At 61.1% G+C, this 21741-nt stretch carries 20 protein-coding genes and 1 pseudogene; 5 read left to right on the top strand and 16 right to left on the bottom strand.

Translation table 11 applies throughout. The annotated features are described in order from the left end of the window. Positions 1-4 precede the first annotated feature (4 nt). The 4 genes from IB244_RS17295 to IB244_RS17310 are packed head-to-tail and all read right to left on the bottom strand — an operon-like array spanning position 5 to position 4211. Positions 5-880 carry an ABC transporter permease gene (locus IB244_RS17295; protein WP_018857269.1) on the bottom strand — a complete coding sequence of 292 codons (876 nt, stop codon included), beginning with the start codon at positions 878-880 and terminating at the stop codon, positions 5-7. 2 nt (positions 881-882) lie between these two features. Continuing rightward, positions 883-1842 (bottom strand): ABC transporter permease, encoded by a 960-nt coding sequence (locus IB244_RS17300; RefSeq protein WP_026371800.1) that lies wholly within the window; start codon positions 1840-1842, stop codon positions 883-885. Between the two features lie 57 nt (positions 1843-1899). Continuing rightward, the gene (locus IB244_RS17305) at positions 1900-3483 is read right to left on the bottom strand and encodes an ABC transporter substrate-binding protein (RefSeq protein ID WP_018857271.1); all 1584 of its coding nucleotides are present in this window, start codon (positions 3481-3483) and stop codon (positions 1900-1902) included. Further along, positions 3480-4211: a FadR/GntR family transcriptional regulator gene (locus tag IB244_RS17310; RefSeq protein ID WP_026371801.1), complete on the bottom strand. Its 732-nt coding sequence runs from the start codon at positions 4209-4211 to the stop codon at positions 3480-3482. The genes IB244_RS17305 and IB244_RS17310 overlap by 4 nt, the downstream gene beginning before the upstream one ends. A gap of 469 nt (positions 4212-4680) precedes the next feature. On the opposite strand from IB244_RS17310, the gene katG reads away from it, so the two are divergent. Continuing rightward, positions 4681-6861, top strand: coding sequence for a catalase/peroxidase HPI (gene katG, locus IB244_RS17315; RefSeq protein WP_169682242.1), 2181 nt, complete (start codon positions 4681-4683; stop codon positions 6859-6861). 115 nt (positions 6862-6976) lie between these two features. Here the strand turns inward: katG and IB244_RS17320 are convergent. The 3 genes and pseudogenes from IB244_RS17320 to IB244_RS17330 all read right to left on the bottom strand — a co-directional run. Next, positions 6977-7093, bottom strand: a pseudogene (locus tag IB244_RS17320) (DUF3175 domain-containing protein); the annotation flags it as partial. 753 nt (positions 7094-7846) lie between these two features. Then, a complete protein-coding gene (locus IB244_RS17325) occupies positions 7847-8206 on the bottom strand; it encodes an RT0821/Lpp0805 family surface protein (RefSeq protein WP_018857276.1) in 360 nt (119 codons plus the stop codon). Positions 8207-8466: 260 nt separating this feature from the next. After that, positions 8467-9360: a LysR substrate-binding domain-containing protein gene (locus IB244_RS17330; protein WP_025660063.1), complete on the bottom strand. Its 894-nt coding sequence runs from the start codon at positions 9358-9360 to the stop codon at positions 8467-8469. Positions 9361-9489: 129 nt separating this feature from the next. Between IB244_RS17330 and IB244_RS17335 the strand changes: the two genes are divergently transcribed. Further along, on the top strand, positions 9490-10194 hold the full coding sequence (locus tag IB244_RS17335) for an SDR family oxidoreductase (protein WP_018857278.1): 705 nt from the start codon (positions 9490-9492) through the stop codon (positions 10192-10194). A 60-nt stretch (positions 10195-10254) separates the two neighbouring features. Here the strand turns inward: IB244_RS17335 and IB244_RS17340 are convergent, their stop codons facing one another. The 5 genes from IB244_RS17340 to IB244_RS17360 form a co-directional block, all read right to left on the bottom strand. Further along, positions 10255-11043 (bottom strand): DUF481 domain-containing protein, encoded by a 789-nt coding sequence (locus IB244_RS17340; RefSeq protein ID WP_018857279.1) that lies wholly within the window; start codon positions 11041-11043, stop codon positions 10255-10257. Between the two features lie 203 nt (positions 11044-11246). Beyond that, positions 11247-12704: a CHAD domain-containing protein gene (locus tag IB244_RS17345; protein ID WP_018857280.1), complete on the bottom strand. Its 1458-nt coding sequence runs from the start codon at positions 12702-12704 to the stop codon at positions 11247-11249. 234 nt (positions 12705-12938) lie between these two features. After that, a complete protein-coding gene (locus IB244_RS17350; protein WP_192304904.1) occupies positions 12939-13817 on the bottom strand; it encodes an aldo/keto reductase in 879 nt (292 codons plus the stop codon). A gap of 72 nt (positions 13818-13889) precedes the next feature. After that, positions 13890-14171 (bottom strand): hypothetical protein, encoded by a 282-nt coding sequence (locus IB244_RS17355; protein WP_018857282.1) that lies wholly within the window; start codon positions 14169-14171, stop codon positions 13890-13892. 5 nt (positions 14172-14176) lie between these two features. Continuing rightward, entirely contained in the window at positions 14177-14974 is a 798-nt protein-coding gene (locus tag IB244_RS17360; protein WP_018857283.1) for a DUF899 domain-containing protein, read from the bottom strand. A 121-nt stretch (positions 14975-15095) separates the two neighbouring features. On the opposite strand from IB244_RS17360, the gene IB244_RS17365 reads away from it, so the two are divergent. Beyond that, complete coding sequence (locus tag IB244_RS17365; RefSeq protein WP_018857284.1) at positions 15096-16316, top strand: hypothetical protein; 1221 nt, start codon at positions 15096-15098, stop codon at positions 16314-16316. A 9-nt stretch (positions 16317-16325) separates the two neighbouring features. Continuing rightward, a complete protein-coding gene (locus tag IB244_RS17370) occupies positions 16326-16958 on the top strand; it encodes a PQQ-binding-like beta-propeller repeat protein (RefSeq protein ID WP_192304906.1) in 633 nt (210 codons plus the stop codon). A 59-nt stretch (positions 16959-17017) separates the two neighbouring features. On the opposite strand, the gene IB244_RS17375 is transcribed toward IB244_RS17370, so the two are convergent. From IB244_RS17375 to IB244_RS17390, 4 genes are read right to left on the bottom strand one after another with little or no spacing between them, the layout of a single operon-like run. Further along, a complete protein-coding gene (locus IB244_RS17375; protein WP_018117179.1) occupies positions 17018-18166 on the bottom strand; it encodes an ABC transporter permease in 1149 nt (382 codons plus the stop codon). After that, a complete protein-coding gene (locus IB244_RS17380) occupies positions 18163-19113 on the bottom strand; it encodes an ABC transporter ATP-binding protein (RefSeq protein ID WP_018857286.1) in 951 nt (316 codons plus the stop codon). The genes IB244_RS17375 and IB244_RS17380 overlap by 4 nt, the downstream gene beginning before the upstream one ends. After that, positions 19110-20075, bottom strand: coding sequence for an HlyD family secretion protein (locus tag IB244_RS17385; protein WP_018857287.1), 966 nt, complete (start codon positions 20073-20075; stop codon positions 19110-19112). Before IB244_RS17385 ends, IB244_RS17380 begins: the two co-directional genes overlap by 4 nt. Further along, entirely contained in the window at positions 20072-20692 is a 621-nt protein-coding gene (locus IB244_RS17390; protein ID WP_018857288.1) for a TetR/AcrR family transcriptional regulator, read from the bottom strand. Before IB244_RS17390 ends, IB244_RS17385 begins: the two co-directional genes overlap by 4 nt. Before the next feature lie 303 nt (positions 20693-20995). On the opposite strand from IB244_RS17390, the gene IB244_RS17395 reads away from it, so the two are divergent. Beyond that, positions 20996-21718 (top strand): 3-keto-5-aminohexanoate cleavage protein, encoded by a 723-nt coding sequence (locus IB244_RS17395; protein WP_018857289.1) that lies wholly within the window; start codon positions 20996-20998, stop codon positions 21716-21718. The last annotated feature ends 23 nt before the right edge of the window (positions 21719-21741 follow it).

Below are 21741 nucleotides of genomic sequence, written 5' to 3' on the forward strand. Positions count from 1 at the left end.
ATGATCAGTTTAGTTCAGCACGAGGGTCAAAAGCGTCCCGAAGACCGTCGCCGATGAAGTTGATGGCAAGCACGGCAAGGATGAGCGCCCCACCCGGGAACAGCCATTGCCAGGGATATTGTTCGAGGACCGCCGTCGACCGGGCAGCATTCAGCATGTTGCCCCAGCTTGCGGCCGGCGGGGCGATGCCGAGGCCAAGGAAGGAAAGTCCGGCTTCAAGCAGGATGGCGTTGGCAATCTGCAAAGTCGCGTAGACAACAAGGATATCGATCGAATTCGGCAAGCCATGCCGGAAGAGGAGATGCGGCAGGCCGGCGCCCATTCCCCGAGCGGCGATGACAAAGTCACGCTCACGGAGTTCCAGAAGCCGTGCACGCACCATTCGCGCCAGAAGTGGCCAGGACAGCAACGAGATGACGAGTACCGTCGGCCAGATGCCCGTGCCGGCGATGGAGGCGAGCACGAGGAGAAAAATCACCGGCGGCAACGTCATCACGAGGTCGACGAACCGCATGCCCACGGCGTCGGCCCAGCGGCCGCCAAGGGCTGAGACAGCACCGAAGAGAAAGCCGATGACGGCCGACAGCAGCGTCGACGCAATAGCGACGAGGAGCGAGATGCGGCCGCCTTCCATGACGCGGGCAAACACATCGCGCCCGACGCCATCGGTACCGAACCAATGTTTCAGGCTTGGGCCCGAGTTCATCGCCAACAGGTCGATGTCGTTCGGCTTGAAGCTCCACCAAAGGGGATAGGTGAGGATCATTGCCAGGACAGGAACAGCCAGGCAGACACCGAAAACGGCGGCGCGGTTGATCAGGAAGCGGTCGAGTGCACGGGCGAGGGGGCCGGGACTGCGGCTAGGGGTTCTGGCCAGCATAGTTACGCCACCTTGATGCGCGGATCGATCACCGCGTAGGTGATATCCGTTAGAAGGTTCACGACGATCACGCAGGCTCCGATAATGAGCGTCGCGCCCATGATGACCGGGTAGTCGCGGGTCTCGACGGAATCGACCAGCAGCAGGCCCATACCCGGCCAGTTGAAGACGCTCTCGATGAAGATTGCGCCGCCGATGGCAAGGCCGATGGTCGAGCCGATGAGCGTAACGACAGGCAGCAGCGCATTGCGCAAGGCATGCTTGACGATCACCCAGAACTCGACGACACCCTTCGCCCGCGCCGTACGAACATAATCCTGATTGAGCACTTCAAGCAGGGAGGCGCGCATATAGCGCATGATCAGAGCCGCTTGAGCGACCGCAAGAAGAGATGCAGGCAGGATCAGGTGATGCACCAGATCGAGGATCGAGAAGGCCTCGCCAGGCGTCAGCATGCCGCCGGATGGCATCCATTTGAGCCGCACCGCGAAGACGTAAAGTCCGATCAACGCGCTAAGGAAAGCCGGGCTGGAAATGCCTGTGAGGGCAAGTACCGAAAACGAGAGGTCGGCGAAGGAGTTGCGCCGTACGGCGCTGACGATGCCGGTGGCGATGCCGACGATGATCGAGATGACGAGAGCCGTTCCCATCAATAGGACGGTGGGGCCGATCCGCGACAAGACGAGGCCGAGCACCGACTGATCCATCCGCTTGATCGAGTAGCCAAGATTGCCGGCCAAGGCCTGCTGCAACCAGGCCAGATATTGTACGGGCAGCGGCTGGTCGAGACCGAGCCTGCTGCGCAGCTCGGCCAAATCAGCTGGCGACATGGGAATATTCGGATCGATATAGGCGTCGATCGGATCGCCAGGGGTGAGGCGCAGCAGAAGGAAAATCAGCATGCTCAAGGCAAGCAGCATGCCTATCCCAATCGCCAGGCGCCGGAGACTGTATCTCAGCATTGCAACTCCGTCCTGAAAGGGTGGCAGATGCCACCCCCTCGTACCAATGGGCGGTCTTTACTCGGCGATCGACCAGCGCTGCGGATCGGCCTGGTAGGGACCGCCTCCGGGAGCGGGAGTCCAGACGAAATCCTTGACCTTGGTGGAGACGACGCCATAGCGGTTTGCCACCCAGAGCGTGCCCCACGGGAGCTGGCTGTTCATGACCTTGCAGACCTGCTGATAGCGCCCGTCGCGCTTTGCCGCGTCTGGCTCGCCGAGGGCGGCATCGAGCGCGGCCGTCAGATCGGGCATCCGGGCGCGAACGACGTTCGGGCCGGCCGGCGGGATCTGCTTTTCGTTTAGCCCGACATTGATGCTGCCGGCGTCCGGTCCGTTTTGCAGGCCGGCATAAACCAGCTGAAACTGCGAAATATCCGCGTCCGGCTTCAGGACGATGCTGTTATAGGTCGGCGCATCGACGGCACGTGGCACGACGTTAATGCCGACCTGCGCCAGCATCGCCTGAACGGCGGCCAGCACATTGGTCGCCAAGGGCGTCGTGTAGTAGGTCAGGAGCGTGATCGGCTTGCCGCCGTTGATCTGGTCCCAGCCAGCTTCCTTCAGGAGCGCTTTTGCCTTTTCCGGATCATAAGCATAGGGATCGATGTCCTTCGGAACGAGCTGGTCAGCGACATAGGCGCAATTGGCCGGCTTCGCAGCACCGCCGTAGAGACTCTGGATGATTGCGTCACGGTTGATGGCGCGCATCACCGCCTGACGAACACGCAAATCCTTCCAGATCGGTGATTCATGATTGAATCCCAGATAGTTGACGACGAAGGAATTGCCTTCGATCACGCGGAAAGACTTGTCTTCCTTGAATGTTGGGACCTCATTGGAATCGACATAGGTGAACTGGATTTCGCCGGCGCGAAGAGCGGCGATCGCCGCCGCCGGATCGGCGAAGTAGCGATTGATGATCTTCTCCAGGGCCGGCTTCCCGCCGCGGTAGTCCGTGTTGGCGGCGAGTTCGACATACTGGTCGTTGACATACTTGGTGAACTTGAATGCGCCGGTGCCGATCGGTGACGTCGACCACCATGGGTTCTTGGCGAGCTGGTCGGCCGGTATTGCGGCGAGCGCATGCTCGGGCAGCATCATGACCTTGGTGAGCGTATCCATGAGGCTTGCAGATGGGGCGCTGAGTTTGAGAACAAGCGTGTGCTCATCGGGAGCTTCGACGGATGAAACCGGCGTCAGGCGGGCCGCGAGAACGGAGCCGGTCTTGGCGTTCTTGGCAAGCTCCATCGTGAACTTGGCGTCCTTGGCGGTAAACGGCTTTCCGTCGTGCCACTTCGCGTCGACGAGCTTGAACATGTAGGTCAGCTGGTCGGGGCTCACTTCATAGGACGATGCAAGAACGCCGACCGGCTTCTGCAGCTTCGCATCGTAAGTCACGAGCGGCTCGAAATAGATGCTGAGCCATGTGAAGCCGGCGGTGGCTGCAAGCGGATTGAAATTGCCTTGGAATCCGCCAGGCCCGACGTCGAAGCCGCCCGACAGGGTTGCGGCTTGCGCCGGGCGGGTGAGGCCTGACGCGACTGTTGTTGCCATCATCGCGGCGATTGCGATCGCCGAAAGTCGGGACAGAGTGTTCATTGCGTTCCTCCCACATTTGAACTTGTCTTGTTGTTTGTGATTACCTGCGCGATGCCTTCGTAGTGGCGGTCGAGGCGGCGGCGAGCCTCCTCCAGGTCCCGGGCTTCGACGGCATCGACGATGGCGGCGTGATCCCGCCAGGTGGCCATCGGGTCGACGTTATCGAGATTGACGAAATCCGAGGCCTTGTAGAAAGCGAGCCAGAACACGTCGATTAGCCGGCTCAGCGTTTCGTTCTCCTGGCAGCGGAAGAGCAGACGATGAAATAGCTGGTCGTCCTCGGCGAAGGATTCACCGCGCTCGGCGTGCGCTTTCATGCGGTTGACGGTGGCGCGGAGCTCGGCAATGTCGTCCTTGCTGATCGTCTCCAAGGTCTTGCCGATCAGGCCGACTTCGAGCGTCCGGCGGATCTCGATCACTTCCTCAATCTGGCGAAGCGCCCCGCCAAGGCCATAGGCAAGGTTGTCGAGCAGCGGCTCGAACGAGAAGGCCTTCACGAAGATTCCGACGCCGCGGCGCGATTCCAGGACGCCCAGGGATTCCAGCGCCTTGATGCCCTCTCGCAGGGAGTTGCGGCTGACGCCGAGTTGGGTCGCAAGTTCGCTCTCTGCCGGCAAAAGGGTTCCGGGCTTCAGGCCATTGTCATTGATGTAAGCACGCAGGCTCTCCTGCACGGACACATGCAGCAGGGGGGCTCTTGTCAAAGGCTTCATGGTCTTTAGGGGCATGCCGGGTCTCGCTGCAGAAATTCAGATGCCGAGATACATATCCACTTGTAGGATATCTGTCAAATGAACATGTCAACGAAGGCGCCGTAGGGAGGTTTGTCGTAGGGTTCGGCAAAGAGGCTTGGTACTTGGTCTTCCGCCCGTGGCCTTGCCGCCCGCTCGGGGGGGCTGGCCGAGGGATTGGAGCCAGGATCTCCTTGTTTCCCCATCTCTGCCACACAAGTTCGGCAAATCCTGCGGGGAGCGTAATCCATCCAACTCATAGGTTTTGGTTATCGTAACGATCAGTAAATCCAACTTAGAATTATCGCCATTTTCCGATATGAAGGAGGAAAGGGAGGATGTATGTCGATCGGTGTACCCTTGGCTTGAGTGCTGAACCTCATTTGGAAACGGCGCAGCGCCGTTGACTGGTTTGGCAGATCCCCCTTTAGACGGCAGAAAATTCAAGGTAATCAAGGAGAACGTTATGGACCAGAAAACCGACAGCGCGGGCAAATGTCCTGTTGCGCATGGCAATACGCCCCGTGGTCGATCCAACCGCGACTGGTGGCCGGACCGGCTGGACGTTCAGATCCTTCACCAGCATTCCGACCTGTCCGATCCGATGGGGACGGCGTTCAACTATGCCGAGGAATTCAAGACGCTCGACCTCGATGAGGTGAAGAAGGACCTTCATGCGCTGATGACCGATTCGCAGGACTGGTGGCCGGCCGACTTCGGTCATTACGGCGGCCTGTTCATCCGCATGGCATGGCATAGCGCAGGCACGTACCGCATCACTGATGGCCGCGGCGGCGCCGGTGCCGGTCAGCAGCGTTTCGCGCCACTGAACAGCTGGCCTGACAATGCCAACCTCGATAAGGCCCGCCGCCTGCTGTGGCCGATCAAGCAGAAATACGGCAACAAGATCTCCTGGGCCGACCTGTTGATCCTGACGGGCAACGTTGCACTGGAATCCATGGGCTTCAAGACTTTCGGTTTCGCCGGCGGCCGCGCGGACGTATGGGAACCCGAGGAACTCTTCTGGGGTCCTGAGGGAACCTGGCTGGGCGATGAGCGCTACAGCGGCGAGCGTGAACTCTCTGAACCGCTTGGCGCCGTGCAGATGGGCCTCATCTACGTCAATCCCGAAGGCCCGAACGGCAACCCCGATCCGGTCGCGGCTGCCCACGACATCCGCGAAACCTTCGCCCGTATGGCCATGAACGACGAAGAGACGGTGGCGCTGATCGCCGGCGGTCACACCTTCGGCAAGACGCATGGTGCCGGCGATCCTTCGTTGATCGGCGCGGAGCCGGAAGGCGGTGCGATCGAGGAGCAGGGCCTCGGCTGGAAGAGCACCTTCGGTACCGGCGTCGGCAAGGACGCCATCACCGGCGGTCCTGAAGTGACCTGGACGCAGACGCCGACTCAGTGGAGCAATTACTTCTTCGAGAATCTGTTCGGCTTCGAGTGGGAGCTGACGCAGAGCCCGGCCGGTGCGAAGCAGTGGAAGGCCAAGAATGCCGAAGCTTCCATTCCTGATGCTTTTGATGCGTCGAAAAAGCAGCTTCCCACAATGCTGACCACGGACCTGTCGCTGCGCTTCGATCCTGTATACGAGAAGATCTCGCGCCGCTTCCTCGAAAATCCTGATCAGTTCGCGGATGCCTTCGCGCGCGCCTGGTTCAAGTTGACCCACCGCGACATGGGTCCGAAGGTCCGTTACCTCGGTCCGGAAGTCCCGGCGGAAGACCTCATCTGGCAGGATGTCATTCCGGCCGTCGACCACAAGCTTGTCGACGATGCTGACATCGCCGCGCTGAAGGAGAAGGTTCTTTTGACCGGCTTGTCCGTGCAGGAGCTCGTCTCGACCGCCTGGGCTTCTGCCTCGAGCTTCCGCGGCTCCGACAAGCGCGGCGGCGCCAACGGTGCGCGCATCCGGCTTGCGCCTCAGAAGGACTGGGAAGCGAACCAGCCGGCGCAGCTCGCCAAGGTGCTCGGTGTCCTCGAAGCTATCCAGAAGGACTTCAATGCCGCCCAGACCGATGGCAAGAAGATCTCGCTCGCCGACCTGATCGTTCTCGCCGGCGCTGCCGGTGTCGAGAAGGCGGCAAAGGCTGGCGGTCATGACGTCACCGTGCCGTTCACGCCTGGTCGCATGGATGCCTCGCAGGAACAGACCGACGTGGCGTCCTTCGCCGCGCTGAAGCCGCGTGCTGACGGTTTCCGCAACTATGTCGGCGGCCGGCAGTTCATGAAGCCGGAAGAGGCCCTTGTCGATCGCGCCCAACTGCTGAGGCTGACCGCGCCGGAAATGACCGTTCTCGTTGGCGGACTGCGCGTGCTGAAGGCTGGTCAGCCCGAGCATGGCGTCTTCACGTCTCGTCCCGAGGCGCTGACGAACGACTTCTTCGTCAATCTCCTCGACATGGGCACCCAGTGGTCCCCGGTTGCGGGTAAGGAAGGCGTTTACGAGGGACGCGACCGCAAGACGAACGAACTTAAGTGGACCGGCACCCGCGTCGACCTGATCTTCGGCTCGCACTCGCAGCTCCGCGCCTTTGCAGAAGTCTACGGCCAGTCCGATGCGAAGAAGAAGTTCGTCAAGGACTTCGTCGCAGCCTGGAACAAGGTGATGAACGCCGATCGTTTCGATCTGGCCTGATCGATAAAATATTGGTGGGCGCGGCGGTAAGCCGCGTCCATGCATCCGTCCTCATTGTCACCGCGCTCGGCTGTGGTGAAGGTCTCGGTCGCCGGTTGAGCAGCTTTCTGCTTTCTCATCCCTTGGGCTTCCGCCCGAAATCCTTGCGAAGCTCGTCCTTCGCCTTCTCCAGCTTTGTTCGCTGTGCCTTGGAGAGTTGCTGACCTGCACGGTTGATATAGAAATTCAGCATCAGCCGTTGTGACGCCGGTTCCTCGATGCAGGACGGCACCGCCGCCAATGAGCCACGCCCGTTAGCACGCCAAGTGCGAAGCGTAGAACGTCTATGACGACGTGACGGTGCTGAAGCGCTCGCACCAGAAAATCACCGAAAGGTAGGCCGCTTTACCGCCAATGAGGTACGTGCAGTCAATGCGCGGTTGTGGTTTTATGGGGCCGGCCAGATGCGGCCGCTTGTATTGCGTCTCGGGCCCGTCAGGCATTCTGGCGGGCCCATGCAATTTGTGGCGCTTGCCGAATTGGACGGGTGCACGCGCGGAACATCAAGCGTTTCGAACGGCTCTCCAACAATCCAATGATGGAGATGCGTATTTCTCTTGCCTTATCCGCATTGCTGTTGGTCTGGCTGTTTGCGCCTTGCGGCGCACAATCGCTTCCCGACCAGGCCGGTCCGTCGCTCGGACAGTCGAGCTCCACCCAGGCACAAGAGGAGATCACCAATCCAGGCGGATTTGGTCGAGCGCCCGCAGGCAAGGCAGTTGACCGTGCAACCACGCAAAGCACGATCAAGCCTCGCGGTGAGATCTCAGATCAAATCCACGCGTAAGCCGGTCATCAGTCCGTAGGGACTGCATCCGCTAGGTGTTCGAGGCAGAGATCCCGGCGTGTCGTCGACCGCCGGCAATGGCTCACAAGAACAAGGTTGGGTCTGTTCGGCTAGCGGGCGGCGCTTGATTTGGCCACGCGAGGACGCGTGGCATTCCGGCTATCGCGCGGGTCCGAGCTTCCAATCCGAGTCGCCAGACGGACAGGCGAGACCCTTGAATCGGGTTTCTCCCTCCAGCGTCCGCTGGGTCGTTACAAAGGCGCGGCATGAACTTTCAGGATCAACGCCAATTTCTTCGATCACCCCCACACTTCCCGTCGACGGATTCGCCCAGGCAAGGGGGTTCACTCCGACCGCGCCGCGACTGACCGTATCTGCGATGACCGCCTGATCCGTCTTCGCAGGCGTCGGACTCGACTGCGGGATCGCGGTGGTTTCCAAGGGTTCTACCTTGGTGCATCCCGCCAACAGCAAGGCCGCGAGGGCCAATTGCATCACGCCTATGTTCTTTCGCGTCATCTAGACTTTCCGATGATAGTTCTCCCGCATCGTAGCGTGCAATTCTGACAGCTACCTGAGGAACTACTATAGAAATGGGCGCAGTGCCAGCCAGTTCCGTTCATTCCGACGCATTGCTTGTGAGTTCCACCGACTGCGCGCCTGCCCCAAGTCGGCGTTCAACGATGCTGCCCGGCCATCCCGACCCGCCGGGTGACCTTCTAGTCCGTTGATTGCGGATTCACGGCCCCGCGGGTGCCGGTTGATCGTCGTCTGGCCTATCAGTTCTGGCGCGCAGCGTCCGCGAGCCAGCTTTTTACGGCAGCCACGGATGCCGCATGACGGGGCTTTCGTGGCGAGATGACGTAGAAATCCGACCCAGCGGTAAGTTCGGTTGGCAACACACGGAGAAGGCGGCCCGACGCAATGTCCTCGTCCACAAAAAACGTGCTCGTCAGAGCAAGGCCCTGGCCAGCAATCGCGGCCTCAATCGCCAGGGAGGTCTGATTAAACCGAATATTCTTGGCGGTCGCCGGCGCTCCGTTCGGAAACGCCAATTCCAGAAACTGCGGCCAGAGATCGTGGCCATCGTGAAGGCGCGGGTAGCGCGAGAAATTGTCCTCTTGGTCGGGGAAGCCGAGCTTCTCCACCAGTAGCGGGCTGCCGACGGCAATAATCACGTGATCGAACAGCAGCTCCGCATTCAAGTTCGGTCCGAAGGGTGGCCGGCCATGACGGACGGCGAGATCCACCGCATCGGTTTGGAAATTGGCAATGCGATCACTCGCCAAGATGCGCAGATCAATGTTGGGGTGAGCCGCGGTAAAATCCGGCAGGCGAGGGATCAGCCATTTCGAGGCGAATGTCGGCGTCACGCTGATTGTCAGGTGAAGCGGTTCTGGTTTCAATGTCTCGGTTGCCTCCGAGATCAGCTCGAAAGCACGGCGGATGTTGGTCACATAGCTCTGGCCAGCCTCCGTCAACGCCAGCGTTCGCGGAAGCCTGTCGAACAGCTTCAGGCCCAACTCTGCTTCCAAGCCCCGAATCTGTTGGGCGACAGCACCCTGGGTGACCCCGATTTCCTCGGCTGCCAGGCGAAAGTTCAGGTGCCGTGTGACGACCTCGAACATGCGAAGGCCATTAAGCGAGGGAAGACGTCTAATACCTTCTGCCATTCAATAGATTTTCTACTGCTTTCTGAGAACGAAACTGGCTCGCACCGATGCCACACGAGTGATATCACGCTTTGCAGGCAACTGTAGACCGCAATTGCATGCGGGTCCTCTTTAAGGCAGGAGAGTATGATGTCAGTAGAAAAGGTAGCGGTGATCACGGCCGGCGGCAGCGGAATGGGCGCCGCCGCGGCGAAGCGTCTTGCAGCCGATGGGTTCAAGGTGGCGATCCTATCATCGTCGGGGAAGGGCGAAGAGCTTGCAAAGGCGCTGGGGGGCGTCGGCGTCACCGGCTCCAACCAATCAAATGACGATCTCCGCAAGCTCGTTGATCTCGCGATCTCCACTTGGGGACGCATCGACGTGCTCGTGAACAGCGCCGGCCACGGTCCGCGCGCGCCCATCCTCGACATATCGGACGAGGACTGGCACCGGGGCATGGAGGTCTACCTTCTGAACGTCATCCGTCCGACACGGCTGGTGACGCCGCACATGCAGAAGCAGAAGGCCGGCGCGATCATCAATATTTCGACCGCATGGGCGTTTGAGCCGAGCCCGATGTTCCCGACGTCGGCCGTGTTCCGCGCCGGGCTGGCGTCCTTCACCAAGATATTCGCCGACACCTATGCCGCCGACAATATCCGCATGAACAACGTTCTTCCGGGCTGGATTGACAGCCTGCCGGCGACGGAGGAGCGCCGCGACAGCGTTCCGATGAAGCGTTATGGCACGAGCGAGGAAATCGCCGCGACGGTTGCGTTCCTTGCATCGACCGGTGCAGCCTACATGACGGGGCAGAATATTCGCGTTGACGGCGGACTAACCCGTTCGGTTTGATGCCGGCGGGCACTGCCCCGGGGTGAAAGGCCTCCGGGGCGGTATATCAGGAAACGGCGATTAGAAGCGGATGATCGCTCCGAAAATCGGGCCGTGCTCGATCACGTCGTAGGTGAAGCCATCGTTGCTGTAGTTGACGCCGAGGGCGCGGTAACCGGCAACCGCCGAGACGGTGTCGTTGAACTTATAGCCAATGCCCGCCAGCACGTCCCAGTCCAGGTCGGCACCTCCGCCGCCGATCATGCCCCAGCCGGTGAGATAGACCGTGTCGGTCAGCGAGTAGTTGCCTTTGATGCCCGCGACCCCGTCCACCCAATTGGCGCTATCGGTCCGCGACACGTTGCCGATGAGGCCACCGCTTAGCCCTATCGTTGTTTCGGCATGCCAGTATCTGGCACCGGCAACCACATCCAAGCGAGTCTTCGGATCTTCGTAGACGGTGTATCCGACGCCCAACAGTGCGCTGAATGTGACTGACTTGACATCGACCTCGTCAGCGACGACGCCCCGCGGTGTTGCCGCATCCGTCGTTATGCGAGCATAGATTATGTCAGTGAAGACGCTGAACCGGTCATAGCGGGCGTCACCGGCTGCCATGAAGGCAAAGTCCAGATCCTTCAAGATGTCGCTGAAATTCTGATTGATGTCGACGGTCGGGAGGCCGAACACCTGAGTCTTGCCGTCGAGGCCCGCAACCCAGAAGTAGGGTGCGAAGGAAAACGTCCAGCCATTCGGTTGCACGGCCTGAGGTTGTGGCGCCGTGGCGGGCAGGAGATCTGCTGCATGCGTGGGTGTGACGAACGCCATTGCGGCAGCGGCGCATGCGATCAGTGAAATCCTGCTATTCATGATGAACCTGTCCCCTCTCGCGATCAGGTCACAATAGCCCCGATTCATCGACCTGAACTGATATCGCAGACTGCACTAACTCTCGCCGTCCGCAAAGTGCTTATATTCTGTTCCTGATATCTCACATGAGAAGAGTACGCTCCGCGCCAGGCGATCTCGGCACGCGGCGTGGGACAGCATCCCGGCAGCGCGGAGCGGCTGCTTCATCCCCGCCAGAACCTTTTTCGCTCCATCAGTTCGTCCAACGACGATTGAGCGGCGGTGATCAGTTTTTCGCTGTTGCCAGCGACCATCAGGGATTCGACGCCGGGATGTGATTCCAGCTCCAAATTGTGAATGACAGTCGGCGCGGTTACCATGTCGTTCAGGAGACCGAGTTCGTCCTGCAATTTCTCCATCGCTTGGATGAACTTTTCGTAGCGTCGCTCGGCCTGCTTGCTGGAGAACAGGGACCTTAGGAATTCGCTCGCATATCTAAACTTCTTTGCCGCCTTGCGGGTTTCGTGCCGATGCTCATCGTCGGCTTCGACCAGAGACTTGCCGCGTTTTTTCAGTTTCTTGCGTTGACGGTCAAGGATGTCGATTGCGAAATCGACCACCGGTCCGTTCCGAATCTCTGCCGTTTCCACCAGCGCGAGATACTCTCCGCAATGCAGCCACTCGTTAAGGTCCAGCATAAAGGCTTCGGCACGCGAGCTGAAAAGCGCGTTCAGCACCTGCTCATAGGCGCTGTCGCGTGCTTCGAGCAAACGACTTTTTACGTCGCTGTTTCCAACCCTGGCAATCAGTACATCGATGTTGCGTGCCTCTCCGAGAACGCCCGCCAGCCACTTCAACTCTTCCTTCAACCGCTGAGATTCGGCGTCGACCAGTATCACCTTGTAGAGCGAGAAGGCAGATCGCAGCCGCCTGAGTGCCACGCGGGCCTGATGAAGTGCCGATGGGTTCGGGCGATTTATGACGATCGATTCGTTCAGCCGGAACTGCCGGAAACATGCTTCAGCAATGACCTGGAACGAGGCCGAGACCCGCAGGTCGCGGTCGAGATGCACGGGTTCCGCCTTGTATGCCGTTTGTTGCTCGCGGAGCAGGCGGTATCCTCTCTCCGCTTTCGAAGCGACACCGAAACGGATCGGGACAAGCGCCTCGATTCTGCGGGCAAGGGTGAACAGCGTATATGGCTTGCCGTCCTTCAGTTCCAGCTCCAATTCCCGGATCTGCATCTCGCGGTCGCCGGCAACGATCGAGCCCATGTCAAGGGCAACTTCAATCTGGCTCCCGTCCTGATCGACGTTCCAACGATGTCGCTTTACCAGGGTGGAAAACTGCCGGACGAGAGTGCCGTCCTCGATATCGAGTTCGGACCTCAGCGGGGTCGTGTAATCGATCACAGGAGTGTTGCCCGTGAGCGGCGTTTCCCACTCGGAGCGCGCAAAGATGGCCCTGTTCGGTCCCGCAGCCTTGACCGTTTGGACGTGCGCTTCGCCAACCGTACGGATTCGCAGAGAATAGCCGCCCTCCCATGCCTGGCGGTCGGGCGTGTCGAAATAAATGGAGGTCATGGAATCGACAGAGATCGGGCTTCCCAGCAAGCCGGATCCCAGCAATGTGTCCACCGCGTCGGCGCTCAGTTCAAGTTTCAGTTCTGTTTCTGTTGCCAATTACCTCTCCGCTCGGTTGCACAGTCCTAGGTGGAGGCAACTCTTTCACGATATAGAGCGGTGGCATCGGGATAAAACGTCCTGATGACAAAAACCTGAGCGGGAATGCAACCGCAGCGATCTTTCACAAGAAAAGCGATCGCTGCTCGTTGCGGTACCCCGTCCGACTATAAGAGGCAGGTGAGGAGCCACCTCGTGCGTCGGTTGGACATGCTACTAGAGGCCAGGTCGGCGCTAGGAGCCGGATTGGCGAGCCGCTGTTTCCAGCGCTATAAAATCCGCTTCATCGAGAGCGATGCTTGCCGCCTCTACGTTTTCCTCAAGATGCTTTACCTTGGAGGTTCCCGGTATCGGCAACATCACAGGGCTGCGTTTGAGCACCCACGCCAGAGCAATCTGGCTTGGCGTCGCGTCGTACCTCTTGGCCAATCTGTCGAGGATGGACCCTGGACGGGCAAGCTCGCCTGCGGCCAGCGGGTACCACGGTATGAAGCCAATGCCCTCGCGCTCGCAGTAGTCAAGCACGTCCTCGCTGGCGCGATCGACGAGGTTGTAGCGGTTCTGGACCGTCGCGACGGGAAAGACCTTTCGGGCGGCCTTTATGTCTTCAACCGAAACTTCGCTTAGGCCGGCATGGGCAATGATGTCCTGATCCAGGAGCATCTTGACCGCGCCGAATTGCTCGTCGCGAGGAACCTTCGGGTCTATGCGATGCAATTGCCACAAATCGATCCGGTCGACACGGAGTTTCTTGAGGCTGCCTTTCGCGCGCTCGAGAAGATAGTCCGGCCGCCCGTTTGGCGTCCAGAGATCCGGTCCTTCGCGGGTCAGCCCTGCCTTGGTCGCGATCAGCAGCCCCTTGTAAGGATGCAGCGCTTCGCTGATGAGTTCTTCCGAAACGTCGGGGCCGTAGGAATCTGCCGTGTCTATGAAGTTGACCGCGATCTCGGGCAGGCGACGCAGGGTTGCCAGTGCTCCGGCCTTGTCCGCAGGCGGTCCCCATATGCCGGGTCCGGTAATGCGCATGGCGCCGAAGCCGAGACGGTTGATCGCGATGCTACCGATCGAAAATTGGCCCGATGCAGCCGCTGAGATCGTGGAATTGCCTGGCACTGATCTTCTCCCGATTGCCTGTTAGGTGGATTTGCTCGGGCCTTAAGTGGAGCGGGCAGGGAGCAATGCAAGTCAGGACTGTTCAGACTTGACCGTGCGCCCGGAGATCAGACGCAGCCACGGCGGCAGGTGGAAAGCGCACATCAGCAGGTACATCATGGCCATGCCATCCATGGGAAAGACATCCTGCATTGCGGAGCAGATTGTCTCTGCTCCGCCGCTTGCCATGGTGACAACCGCCATGATGGCGAAGGTGGGCGCTGCCGCAATACACAGCCAGTCGGCGATGTTTGCTGCATTGTCGGCCGGCTTCTCGACCGATGCGCTGCGCCTTGTCTGGTCGGAGGAAAGCATCGGCTCTACCTCCGGCCGTATTCGTCATGATGCCGCCACCAGATACCTTGCTCATTGCGGCCGAAGGGCGCGCGGTCGAGCCATTGATACACGCCCCAAATACCGTCCAGGCCGCGGGCATAGCTGGAGTAGGTGTGGTAGACCACGCCGTCCTCGAGCACGAAGGCGCTGAGGCCCGGCCTGTCGCGCGTATAGGTGGCGATGTCGGTTCCAGTCATCGCGGCGATCTGGCCGACCGGGGTCTCGCTGCCGCGCAACTTCCATTCCTGTACGGTTTCGCTCTCCTGCGGCCCCGGTGCCGGCGGTTCACGCCGGTAGTTATATTCTATCCCGCCTTCGCGCTGTTGCTGCTGGCTAAACAAAACGCTGAAGTCGTGGTTGAAATCGCTACCGAAGGAAGAGGCCCAGTCGAAGGTCCATCCCATCCGCTCTTTGAAGGCCTGTAGTTTGGGAAGCAGCGCGCGGGAAACGGCGGTGAAGGCGACGTCATGGTTCTCGAGGTGAACGACAACGCCGTTGAAGCCGTCCGCGATCGAGGAGCAAGAGGGGCATCCGGCTGTATAGTCAGGACCGAACATGAAGTGGTAGATGAGCAGTTGCGAGCGGCCCTTGAAAAGGTCGGCCAGCGAAGCGCTGCCGCTGTCGGTCTCGAACCTGTAGTCCTTGTCGATCCGTACCCACGGCAGTTCCTGACGGCGTTGTGCCAGCATGTCGCTGCGACGGGTCAGTTCCTTCTCTTCTGCGAGCAGGTCGAGCCGCGCCGCAAGCCATTCTTCGCGTGTGCCTGTCATGTGCATCGTCATCATACTTCTCCTCTTGGTGCCTGTTGACGTAGCATGCCGCTCCTTGCGGCTGCTTGGTGATCGTGAGCAGACTAGGACCGCAGTGGGCGAGGGTGGGAGTTACAAGTTTGACGGGATTTCGATGGACTCGATGATCATCGCCGCGGCGAGGCTGCTTGCGACAGGCGATCTTCTCGGTGCGCTGAAGAGGGTGGCGCTGCGGAATGACGCGCCCGCGCTCGCCCTTCGCGGCATCGCGATGGCCCAGCTCGGGGATCTCGCGAGGGCAAAGGTCCTGCTGAAGACGGCTGCCCGTGCGTTTGGGCCAAGGGAGCCGGTCGCACGGGCGCGCTGTCTCGTCGCCGAGGCGGAAATCGCTCTGGTCTCGCGCGATCTAACCTGGCCTGCCAAGACACTCAGCTCCGCGCGGGAAGTGCTCGAAGCGCATGATGACCGCTTGAACGCCGCACATGCGCGACATCTCGAAGCCAGGCGGTCGCTGCTCATCGGCCATCTCGACGAAGCCGAACGGCTGCTCGCCGGGGTCGATCCAACACCGCTCCCGCCGCCCTTGCGAACGGCGAACGAGCTTGTCGTCGCAGGGATCGCCATCCGCCGGCTCCAGACGGGCGTTGCGCGCGCGGCACTGCTCCGGGCGGAAAATGCGGCGAGGGAGGCGGGAATCCCCGCGCTTCGTGCGGAGGTCGAAGGGGTCTCCGAGGTTCTGAAGGCGCCGGCGGCGCGACTGACCAGCCGCGGCGAGGAGCGGTTGCTGCTGCTGCAAGAAGTCGAGACAGTCCTGTCGTCCGGCACGCTTGTCGTCGACGCGTGCCGCTACGTCGTGCGGGAGGGCGACGCGTTCGTGTCGCTGACAACGCGCCCGGTCTTGTTCGCGCTCGCCCGTGCACTGGCGGAGAGTTGGCCGGCGGATGTATCGAGGAACGTGCTCGTTGCCCGTGCATTCAGGGCGAAGGATGCCGATGAATCGCATCGCGCCAGGTTGCGCGTCGAAATCGGGCGGCTGCGCGGCGAGCTTCACCGCATAGCAGATATCAAGGCAACCAAGGACGGCTTTGTGCTCGCGCCGCGGCGTGCCGACCAGGTGGTCATCCTGGCTCCACCGGTCGAGGAGCAGCATGGTGAGATCCTTGCTTTTTTGGCCGATGGGGAGGCCTGGTCGAGTTCGGCGCTGGCAATCGCGATTGGTGCGAGCGCGCGCACCGTGCAACGCGCGCTTGATGCCCTCGCTGAAACGGGCAAGGTGCAGTTTTTCGGACGAGGACCAGCACGCCGCTGGACTATCCCGTCACTACCGGGATTCCCGTCAACTTTGTTACTCCCAGGTCCACTGCCCAACGACTAGGATAAGCCCATGAAACACTCCCAAGCTGAAATCCTTCGTGAATATGGCCCCTTTCCAGATGTGAAGCAGGTGGGCGGCGTGACCTTTGACGGTCGGAATGTCTGGTTCGCGTCCGGCGACAGGCTGAATGCCCTCGATCCCGATGTCGGTGAGGTCGTGAATACGATCGCCGTTGCGGCACACGCCGGAACGGCTTTCGATGGGCGCTATCTTTTCCAGATTGCCGAGGACAGGATCCAGAAGATCGACCCGAAGACGGGCGAGATAGTCTCGACGATTCCGGCCCCCGGCAATGGCGGTGATTCCGGGCTCGCCTGGGCGGAGGGAACGCTTTGGGTCGGAGAGTATCGCGGCCGGAAGATCCATCAGATTGATCCCGAAACCGGCGCTGTCCTTCGCAGTATCGAGTCCAACCGTTTTGTTACCGGGGTGACCTGGATCGGCGATGAGCTCTGGCATGCCACCTGGGAGGGCGACGAAAGCGATATCAGGCACATTGAACCAGAGACCGGGCAGGTCCTGGAACGGGTCGAGATGCTGGCTGGTATCGGTGTATCGGGACTTGAGTCCGATGGCGCGGACCGGCTGTTTTGCGGCGGTGGAAACAGCGGCAAGATCCGGGCCGTCCGCCGGCCGAAATAGTCAGACCGTGCTCGCGCATGTGCGCGGTCGGCGCGGGAAACCGCGAGTTCGGCCTGTGACTAGTCCAATGTCCTGCGGAAGCGGCGCACGGCGATGAACATGGCGACCGCCATCAGGCAGGCCAGGGCAGTGGTGTCGTAGGCAAGGGTCTGGATGCTGGCGCCCTTCAGCATGATTGCCCTGACGATCCGGATATAGTGGGTCAGCGGTAGTGCCTCACCGATCCATTGCGCCCATTGCGGCATGCCGGCGAACGGAAACATGAACCCAGACAGCAGGATATTCGGCAGGAAGAACATCATCGCCATCTGCATCGCCTGCAGCTGATTGGCCGCAATCGTCGAGAAGGTGTAGCCGATCGACAGATTGGTGATGACGAAGAGCGCGGTTGCGGCCGCGAGCGAAGCCGGGCTGCCGAGGATTGGAACGCCGAACACAAACAGGCCGGCCGTGATAATGAGCAGCGACTGGATGAGGCCGATCAGCACATAGGGCGCGATCTTGCCCAGCATGATTTCCAGCGGCTTGATCGGCATGGAAAGCAGGTTTTCCATGGTGCCGCGTTCCAATTCCCGGGTGACCGAAAGAGCCGTGAAGATCAGCAGCGTCATCGTCAGGATCGTGCCGAGCAAGCCGGGCACGATATTCAAAGTCGACGAACCGGCCGGATTGTAGCGCCGGTGCTGGACGATCGAGAATGCGGGCCTGGTCGGCTCGGAGAACTCGACCTGGCGGTCATTGGCGAGCGCCGACGTCACGATGCCTGATAGCGCACCCAGCGCCGAGCTCGATGCGACCGGATCGGTGGCATCGGCCGCGACCAGTAGCGAGGGCGTGTCGCCGCGCCGAAGCGAGCGTTCGAACCCTTCCGGAATTTCCACGACGAACAAAGCCCTGCCGGATTCCAGAAGCGAATCCATGTCTTCGGCTCGGGTAACGACAGAGCGGATCTGGAAGAAATCGGTGTTCTCGAGGGCGGCCAAAATAGATCGGCCGACATCCGTGTTCTCGCGCATCAACACAGCGGTCGGCAGATTGTGCGGCGTCGTGTTGATCGCAAAGCCGAACAAGAACAACTGCATGATCGGCAAGGCGACCATCGTCGCCAACGTTATGCGGTCGCGGGTCATCTGGATGAATTCCTTGATGGTCATCGCCCAGAAGCGCCCGAATGAGATGCCGTTGCGGTTTGCCGGTCGCGTCGTCATTGGAAATTATCCTCCGCGCGACGCATCAGGTCGATGAAGGCATCTTCCAACGTCGCTTCACCCTTTTGCCACTTGAGGTCGGGCCGTTCGCGATAAGGCGCGATTGCCTTTTCGAGCGCCTTCGGATCGCGGCCGGCAACATGCAGGCTGGTCCCAAACGGTGCCATCATGTCGATGCCCGGCACATTCTCAAGTTCGGACTGGAGACGATGCACCTCGGGCCCGGAGACGGTCCATGTCACGAGGCCGGTGCCGGCAATCACCTCGTCCACCGTTCCCTGCGCCAGCAGTTTGCCGTAGGCGATATAGGCGATCTCGTGGCAGCGCTCGGCCTCGTCCATGTAGTGGGTGGAGACCAGGACAGAGAGGCCGTCAGCGGCGAGGGCGTGGATCTCGTTCCAGAAGTCGCGGCGGGCTTTGGGGTCGACACCGGCGGTCGGCTCATCGAGGAGGAGTAGCGCCGGTTCGGGCAGGATACAGGCGCCGAGCGCGAGACGCTGTTTCCAGCCGCCCGAGAGCTCCCCCGCAAGCTGCTGTTCGCGGCCCTTCAGGCCAAGGCGGTCTATGGCGGCGCTTGCCTTGCCGCGGGCATCGGCCAGACCGTAGACGCGGGCGACGAACTCGAGGTTTTCCCGGATCGACAGATCCTGATAAAGCGAAAACTTCTGAGTCATGTAGCCGACACGGCGGCGAATACGATCGCTCTCGGTCAGGATGTCGAAGCCAAGACATGTGCCATTGCCGCTGTCTGGCGTCAGCAGACCACAGAGCATACGGATTGTCGTGGTCTTGCCGGAACCGTTGGGGCCAAGAAAGCCGTGGATGCGGCCCTTCTTGACCGTCATCGACACGTCATCGACCACCTTTCGGCTGCCGAAACTCTTGGTGAGGTGATGGACGTCGATGACGGTCTCCGGAGCATCGACGGCGATGGCTGTGTCGCTCATGGTCGCGCTCCCGCGGTGACATCCACCGGCTGGCCAGGACGCAGCGCCGTGGGATCGGTCGGGATCGCCTCGACGCGGTAGACGAGTTTGGCACGCTCATCGAGGCTGTAGATTACCGGCGGCGTGTATTCGGCGTTCTTTGAGATGAAGCTGATCGTCGCGTCGGTCGGCTGGCACGCGCTGCATGCAACGCGGATCGGCTGGCCCAGCGAGAAAAGCGCAAGCTCGGTTTCGGGTACGAAGAAGCGGACACGGATGTTCTCCGGCGGCAGGAGCGCCACGATCGGCCGGCCGGCAGGGACGACCTCACCCGCGCGATAGTAGATGGTCTCGATACTGCCTGTTGCCGGCGCCGAGACGAAGCGACGGGAGAGCGCGGCTTCCGCAGCGGCGAGATCGGCCTTTGCGACCGCGACTGCTTCCCTCGACTGGCGCAGCGTTTCGATGCGGGCAGGCAGGTTGGCGAGCGTGATCTGGCCGCGGACATTATCGAGGACGGCACGGTTGGCGGCTTCGGTGGCCGTCGCCGTATCGAGGTCCGCCTTTGTCGCGGTGCCGCGCTGGACCAGCACCCGGGTGCGGTCGAGCTCCTGTGCGGCAAGCTCCAGCCGGGCGATCGCCTCACGTTCGCTCGCGCGCAGTACATCGATCTCTTCCGGTCGCTTTTGCGCGGCCTCGGCGAGTTCCAGTTCTGCCTGCAGGCGCGCCAGCGAAGCGCGTGCGGAGCCGACGGCTGCCTCCTCGCTCCGCGAATCCAGGCTGAAGAGCGGCGAACCGGGCGCAGTCGCCTGGCCTTCGACGACGTCGAGCTTGACCAGCCGCCCGCCGGTGTCGGCGCCGATGAAAAGTGTGTCGGCCTCGACCCACCCCTGGTAGGCACGTTGAGACCTGTCAGAAAACAGGAGGGGCAGAGCGGCAAGTGCCGCGGCGGCCACGAGAGCGACGGTAAGGATTCGTCTCATATCGCGCCTCCTTGGGGCACGAAGAGCGTGTCGAGGAATGTGTCGAATAGCTTCTGCGCGTGGAGGTGCTCGTAGCCTTCGAAGAGCGTCGCCCAGACGATCGACATCAAAGCAGGCGCCATAACCAGTTGCGGAACGTCTGCGACGGCGGGATTGCGCAGTTCACCGCGTGCGGCGGCGCGGGCAAGCACGATCCGCAGGATCGCTAGACCCTTGGTGATGATCTCGCGGTAATAGAATTCGGTCACGACAGGGAACATCGGTCCTTCCGCGAGGATCAACCGCAGAAGGTGCCGGCGCTCTGTCTCCAAAACCTCGCGTTTGAAGATGGAATAGAACATCGCAACGGCGGCCCGCGCCGGGATCGCATCCTTCTCAACCATGCCGCCGACCTCGCCGAGGATCGGCGAGGCGATGCCGGAGACGAGATCGATGAACAGCCGCTCCTTGTCGGGAAAATGCAAGTACACCGTGCCCTTGGCGATGCCCGCCCGCGCCGCGACGTCCTCCATGCGGGTCGCCGCGAAACCGCGCTCCGCAAAGCAGGCGAAGGCGGCGGCGAGGATCTCGGCGCGGCGCTGCTCGGGGTCTCGTTTCTCCCGCTTTCTCTCTGCCATTCTCTTGCATCCAATTATGACTGACTGGACAGTCATTAACGCAACGTGCGCTTTTTCGCAAGCCGAGTCCGATGTGAAGCGGCCCTACGATGATGACGACGAACGGACATTCCGCGCTAAGGGGGCGAGGGCCTCATGATGGGGCGTCCTCACTCCAGACCGTCAACCGGTAGCGTCTTCGGAACGTGGCCATCGTCTCCTCACGACGGAGATGCGGATCGTCGACGACGGATCGCGTTTGTTGCCATTTCTCGTCAGCAGGTATCAACTGCGCCAGGCAGACACGAAAGAGGTTCAATTTCCATGATCGTTCAGGCCTGTATCAACGGCGCGCGGCCAATCGACTATCATCCGCAATTGCCTGTCACGGTTGAAGCAATCGCACGGGATGCCGCCGCCGTGGTCGCTGCCGGTGCCGCGGAACTCCACATTCATCCGCGTGCCGTTGACGGGAAGGAAAGTCTCGGCGCTGTTGATGAGACCATTGCTGCGGTTCGGGGCTCCTGTCCGGGTTCGTTTCTCGGCATATCCACCGGTGCCTGGATTGAAGGCGACGCGCACCGCACCCTTGAGGCCATTCGTTGCTGGAGTGTCCTGCCCGACTATGCGTCGGTGAACCTCTCGGAGGACGATGCCCCCGCCGTCATGGCATTGCTCCGCGATAAGGGAGTTGGGATTGAAGTCGGGTTGGCGTCAGTCGCGGATGCGGAGCGGTACATCGGACTTGAAGCCCATGAGCGCGTTTTGCGCATCCTCATCGAACTTGACAACGAACAGGACCTGAGGGGCGCTTTCGATGTCGCGGAGGGGATCGTCGGCACGCTACAGCGTGGGAATGTGCAGCGGTCCGTCCTGATGCATGGCTTCGACGCGACCGTCTGGCCGTTTGTCCGGCTGGCGAAGGAACGACGCTATTCCACCCGCGTCGGCCTGGAAGATGGAAAGCTCCTTCCCAGCGGGATGATCGCCGCGAACAATGCCGAGCTTGTCGCGGCGGCCGTCGAGATCTTTAGCAGCGAGAGCTGATCCTCGAGCCCGTGCCGCGAGCG

The organism is Rhizobium sp. RHZ02 (genome assembly GCF_014851575.1).
In the GTDB taxonomy this organism is placed as follows: Bacteria; Pseudomonadota; Alphaproteobacteria; order Rhizobiales; family Rhizobiaceae; genus Rhizobium; species Rhizobium altiplani.

Excerpts from the sequence above, each read along its gene's own strand:
- IB244_RS17295 (WP_018857269.1), bottom strand. The coding sequence starts at position 880 with ATGCTGGCCAGAACCCCTAGCCGCAGTCCCGGCCCCCTCGCCCGTGCA.
- IB244_RS17300 (WP_026371800.1), bottom strand. The coding sequence starts at position 1,842 with ATGCTGAGATACAGTCTCCGGCGCCTGGCGATTGGGATAGGCATGCTG.
- IB244_RS17305 (WP_018857271.1), bottom strand. The coding sequence starts at position 3,483 with ATGAACACTCTGTCCCGACTTTCGGCGATCGCAATCGCCGCGATGATG.
- IB244_RS17310 (WP_026371801.1), bottom strand. The coding sequence starts at position 4,211 with ATGCCCCTAAAGACCATGAAGCCTTTGACAAGAGCCCCCCTGCTGCAT.
- katG (WP_169682242.1), top strand. The coding sequence starts at position 4,681 with ATGGACCAGAAAACCGACAGCGCGGGCAAATGTCCTGTTGCGCATGGC.
- IB244_RS17325 (WP_018857276.1), bottom strand. The coding sequence starts at position 8,206 with ATGACGCGAAAGAACATAGGCGTGATGCAATTGGCCCTCGCGGCCTTG.
- IB244_RS17330 (WP_025660063.1), bottom strand. The coding sequence starts at position 9,360 with ATGGCAGAAGGTATTAGACGTCTTCCCTCGCTTAATGGCCTTCGCATG.
- IB244_RS17335 (WP_018857278.1), top strand. The coding sequence starts at position 9,490 with ATGTCAGTAGAAAAGGTAGCGGTGATCACGGCCGGCGGCAGCGGAATG.
- IB244_RS17340 (WP_018857279.1), bottom strand. The coding sequence starts at position 11,043 with ATGAATAGCAGGATTTCACTGATCGCATGCGCCGCTGCCGCAATGGCG.
- IB244_RS17355 (WP_018857282.1), bottom strand. The coding sequence starts at position 14,171 with ATGCTTTCCTCCGACCAGACAAGGCGCAGCGCATCGGTCGAGAAGCCG.
- IB244_RS17360 (WP_018857283.1), bottom strand. The coding sequence starts at position 14,974 with ATGACGATGCACATGACAGGCACACGCGAAGAATGGCTTGCGGCGCGG.
- IB244_RS17365 (WP_018857284.1), top strand. The coding sequence starts at position 15,096 with ATGGACTCGATGATCATCGCCGCGGCGAGGCTGCTTGCGACAGGCGAT.
- IB244_RS17370 (WP_192304906.1), top strand. The coding sequence starts at position 16,326 with ATGAAACACTCCCAAGCTGAAATCCTTCGTGAATATGGCCCCTTTCCA.
- IB244_RS17375 (WP_018117179.1), bottom strand. The coding sequence starts at position 18,166 with ATGACGACGCGACCGGCAAACCGCAACGGCATCTCATTCGGGCGCTTC.
- IB244_RS17380 (WP_018857286.1), bottom strand. The coding sequence starts at position 19,113 with ATGAGCGACACAGCCATCGCCGTCGATGCTCCGGAGACCGTCATCGAC.
- IB244_RS17385 (WP_018857287.1), bottom strand. The coding sequence starts at position 20,075 with ATGAGACGAATCCTTACCGTCGCTCTCGTGGCCGCCGCGGCACTTGCC.
- IB244_RS17390 (WP_018857288.1), bottom strand. The coding sequence starts at position 20,692 with ATGGCAGAGAGAAAGCGGGAGAAACGAGACCCCGAGCAGCGCCGCGCC.
- IB244_RS17395 (WP_018857289.1), top strand. The coding sequence starts at position 20,996 with ATGATCGTTCAGGCCTGTATCAACGGCGCGCGGCCAATCGACTATCAT.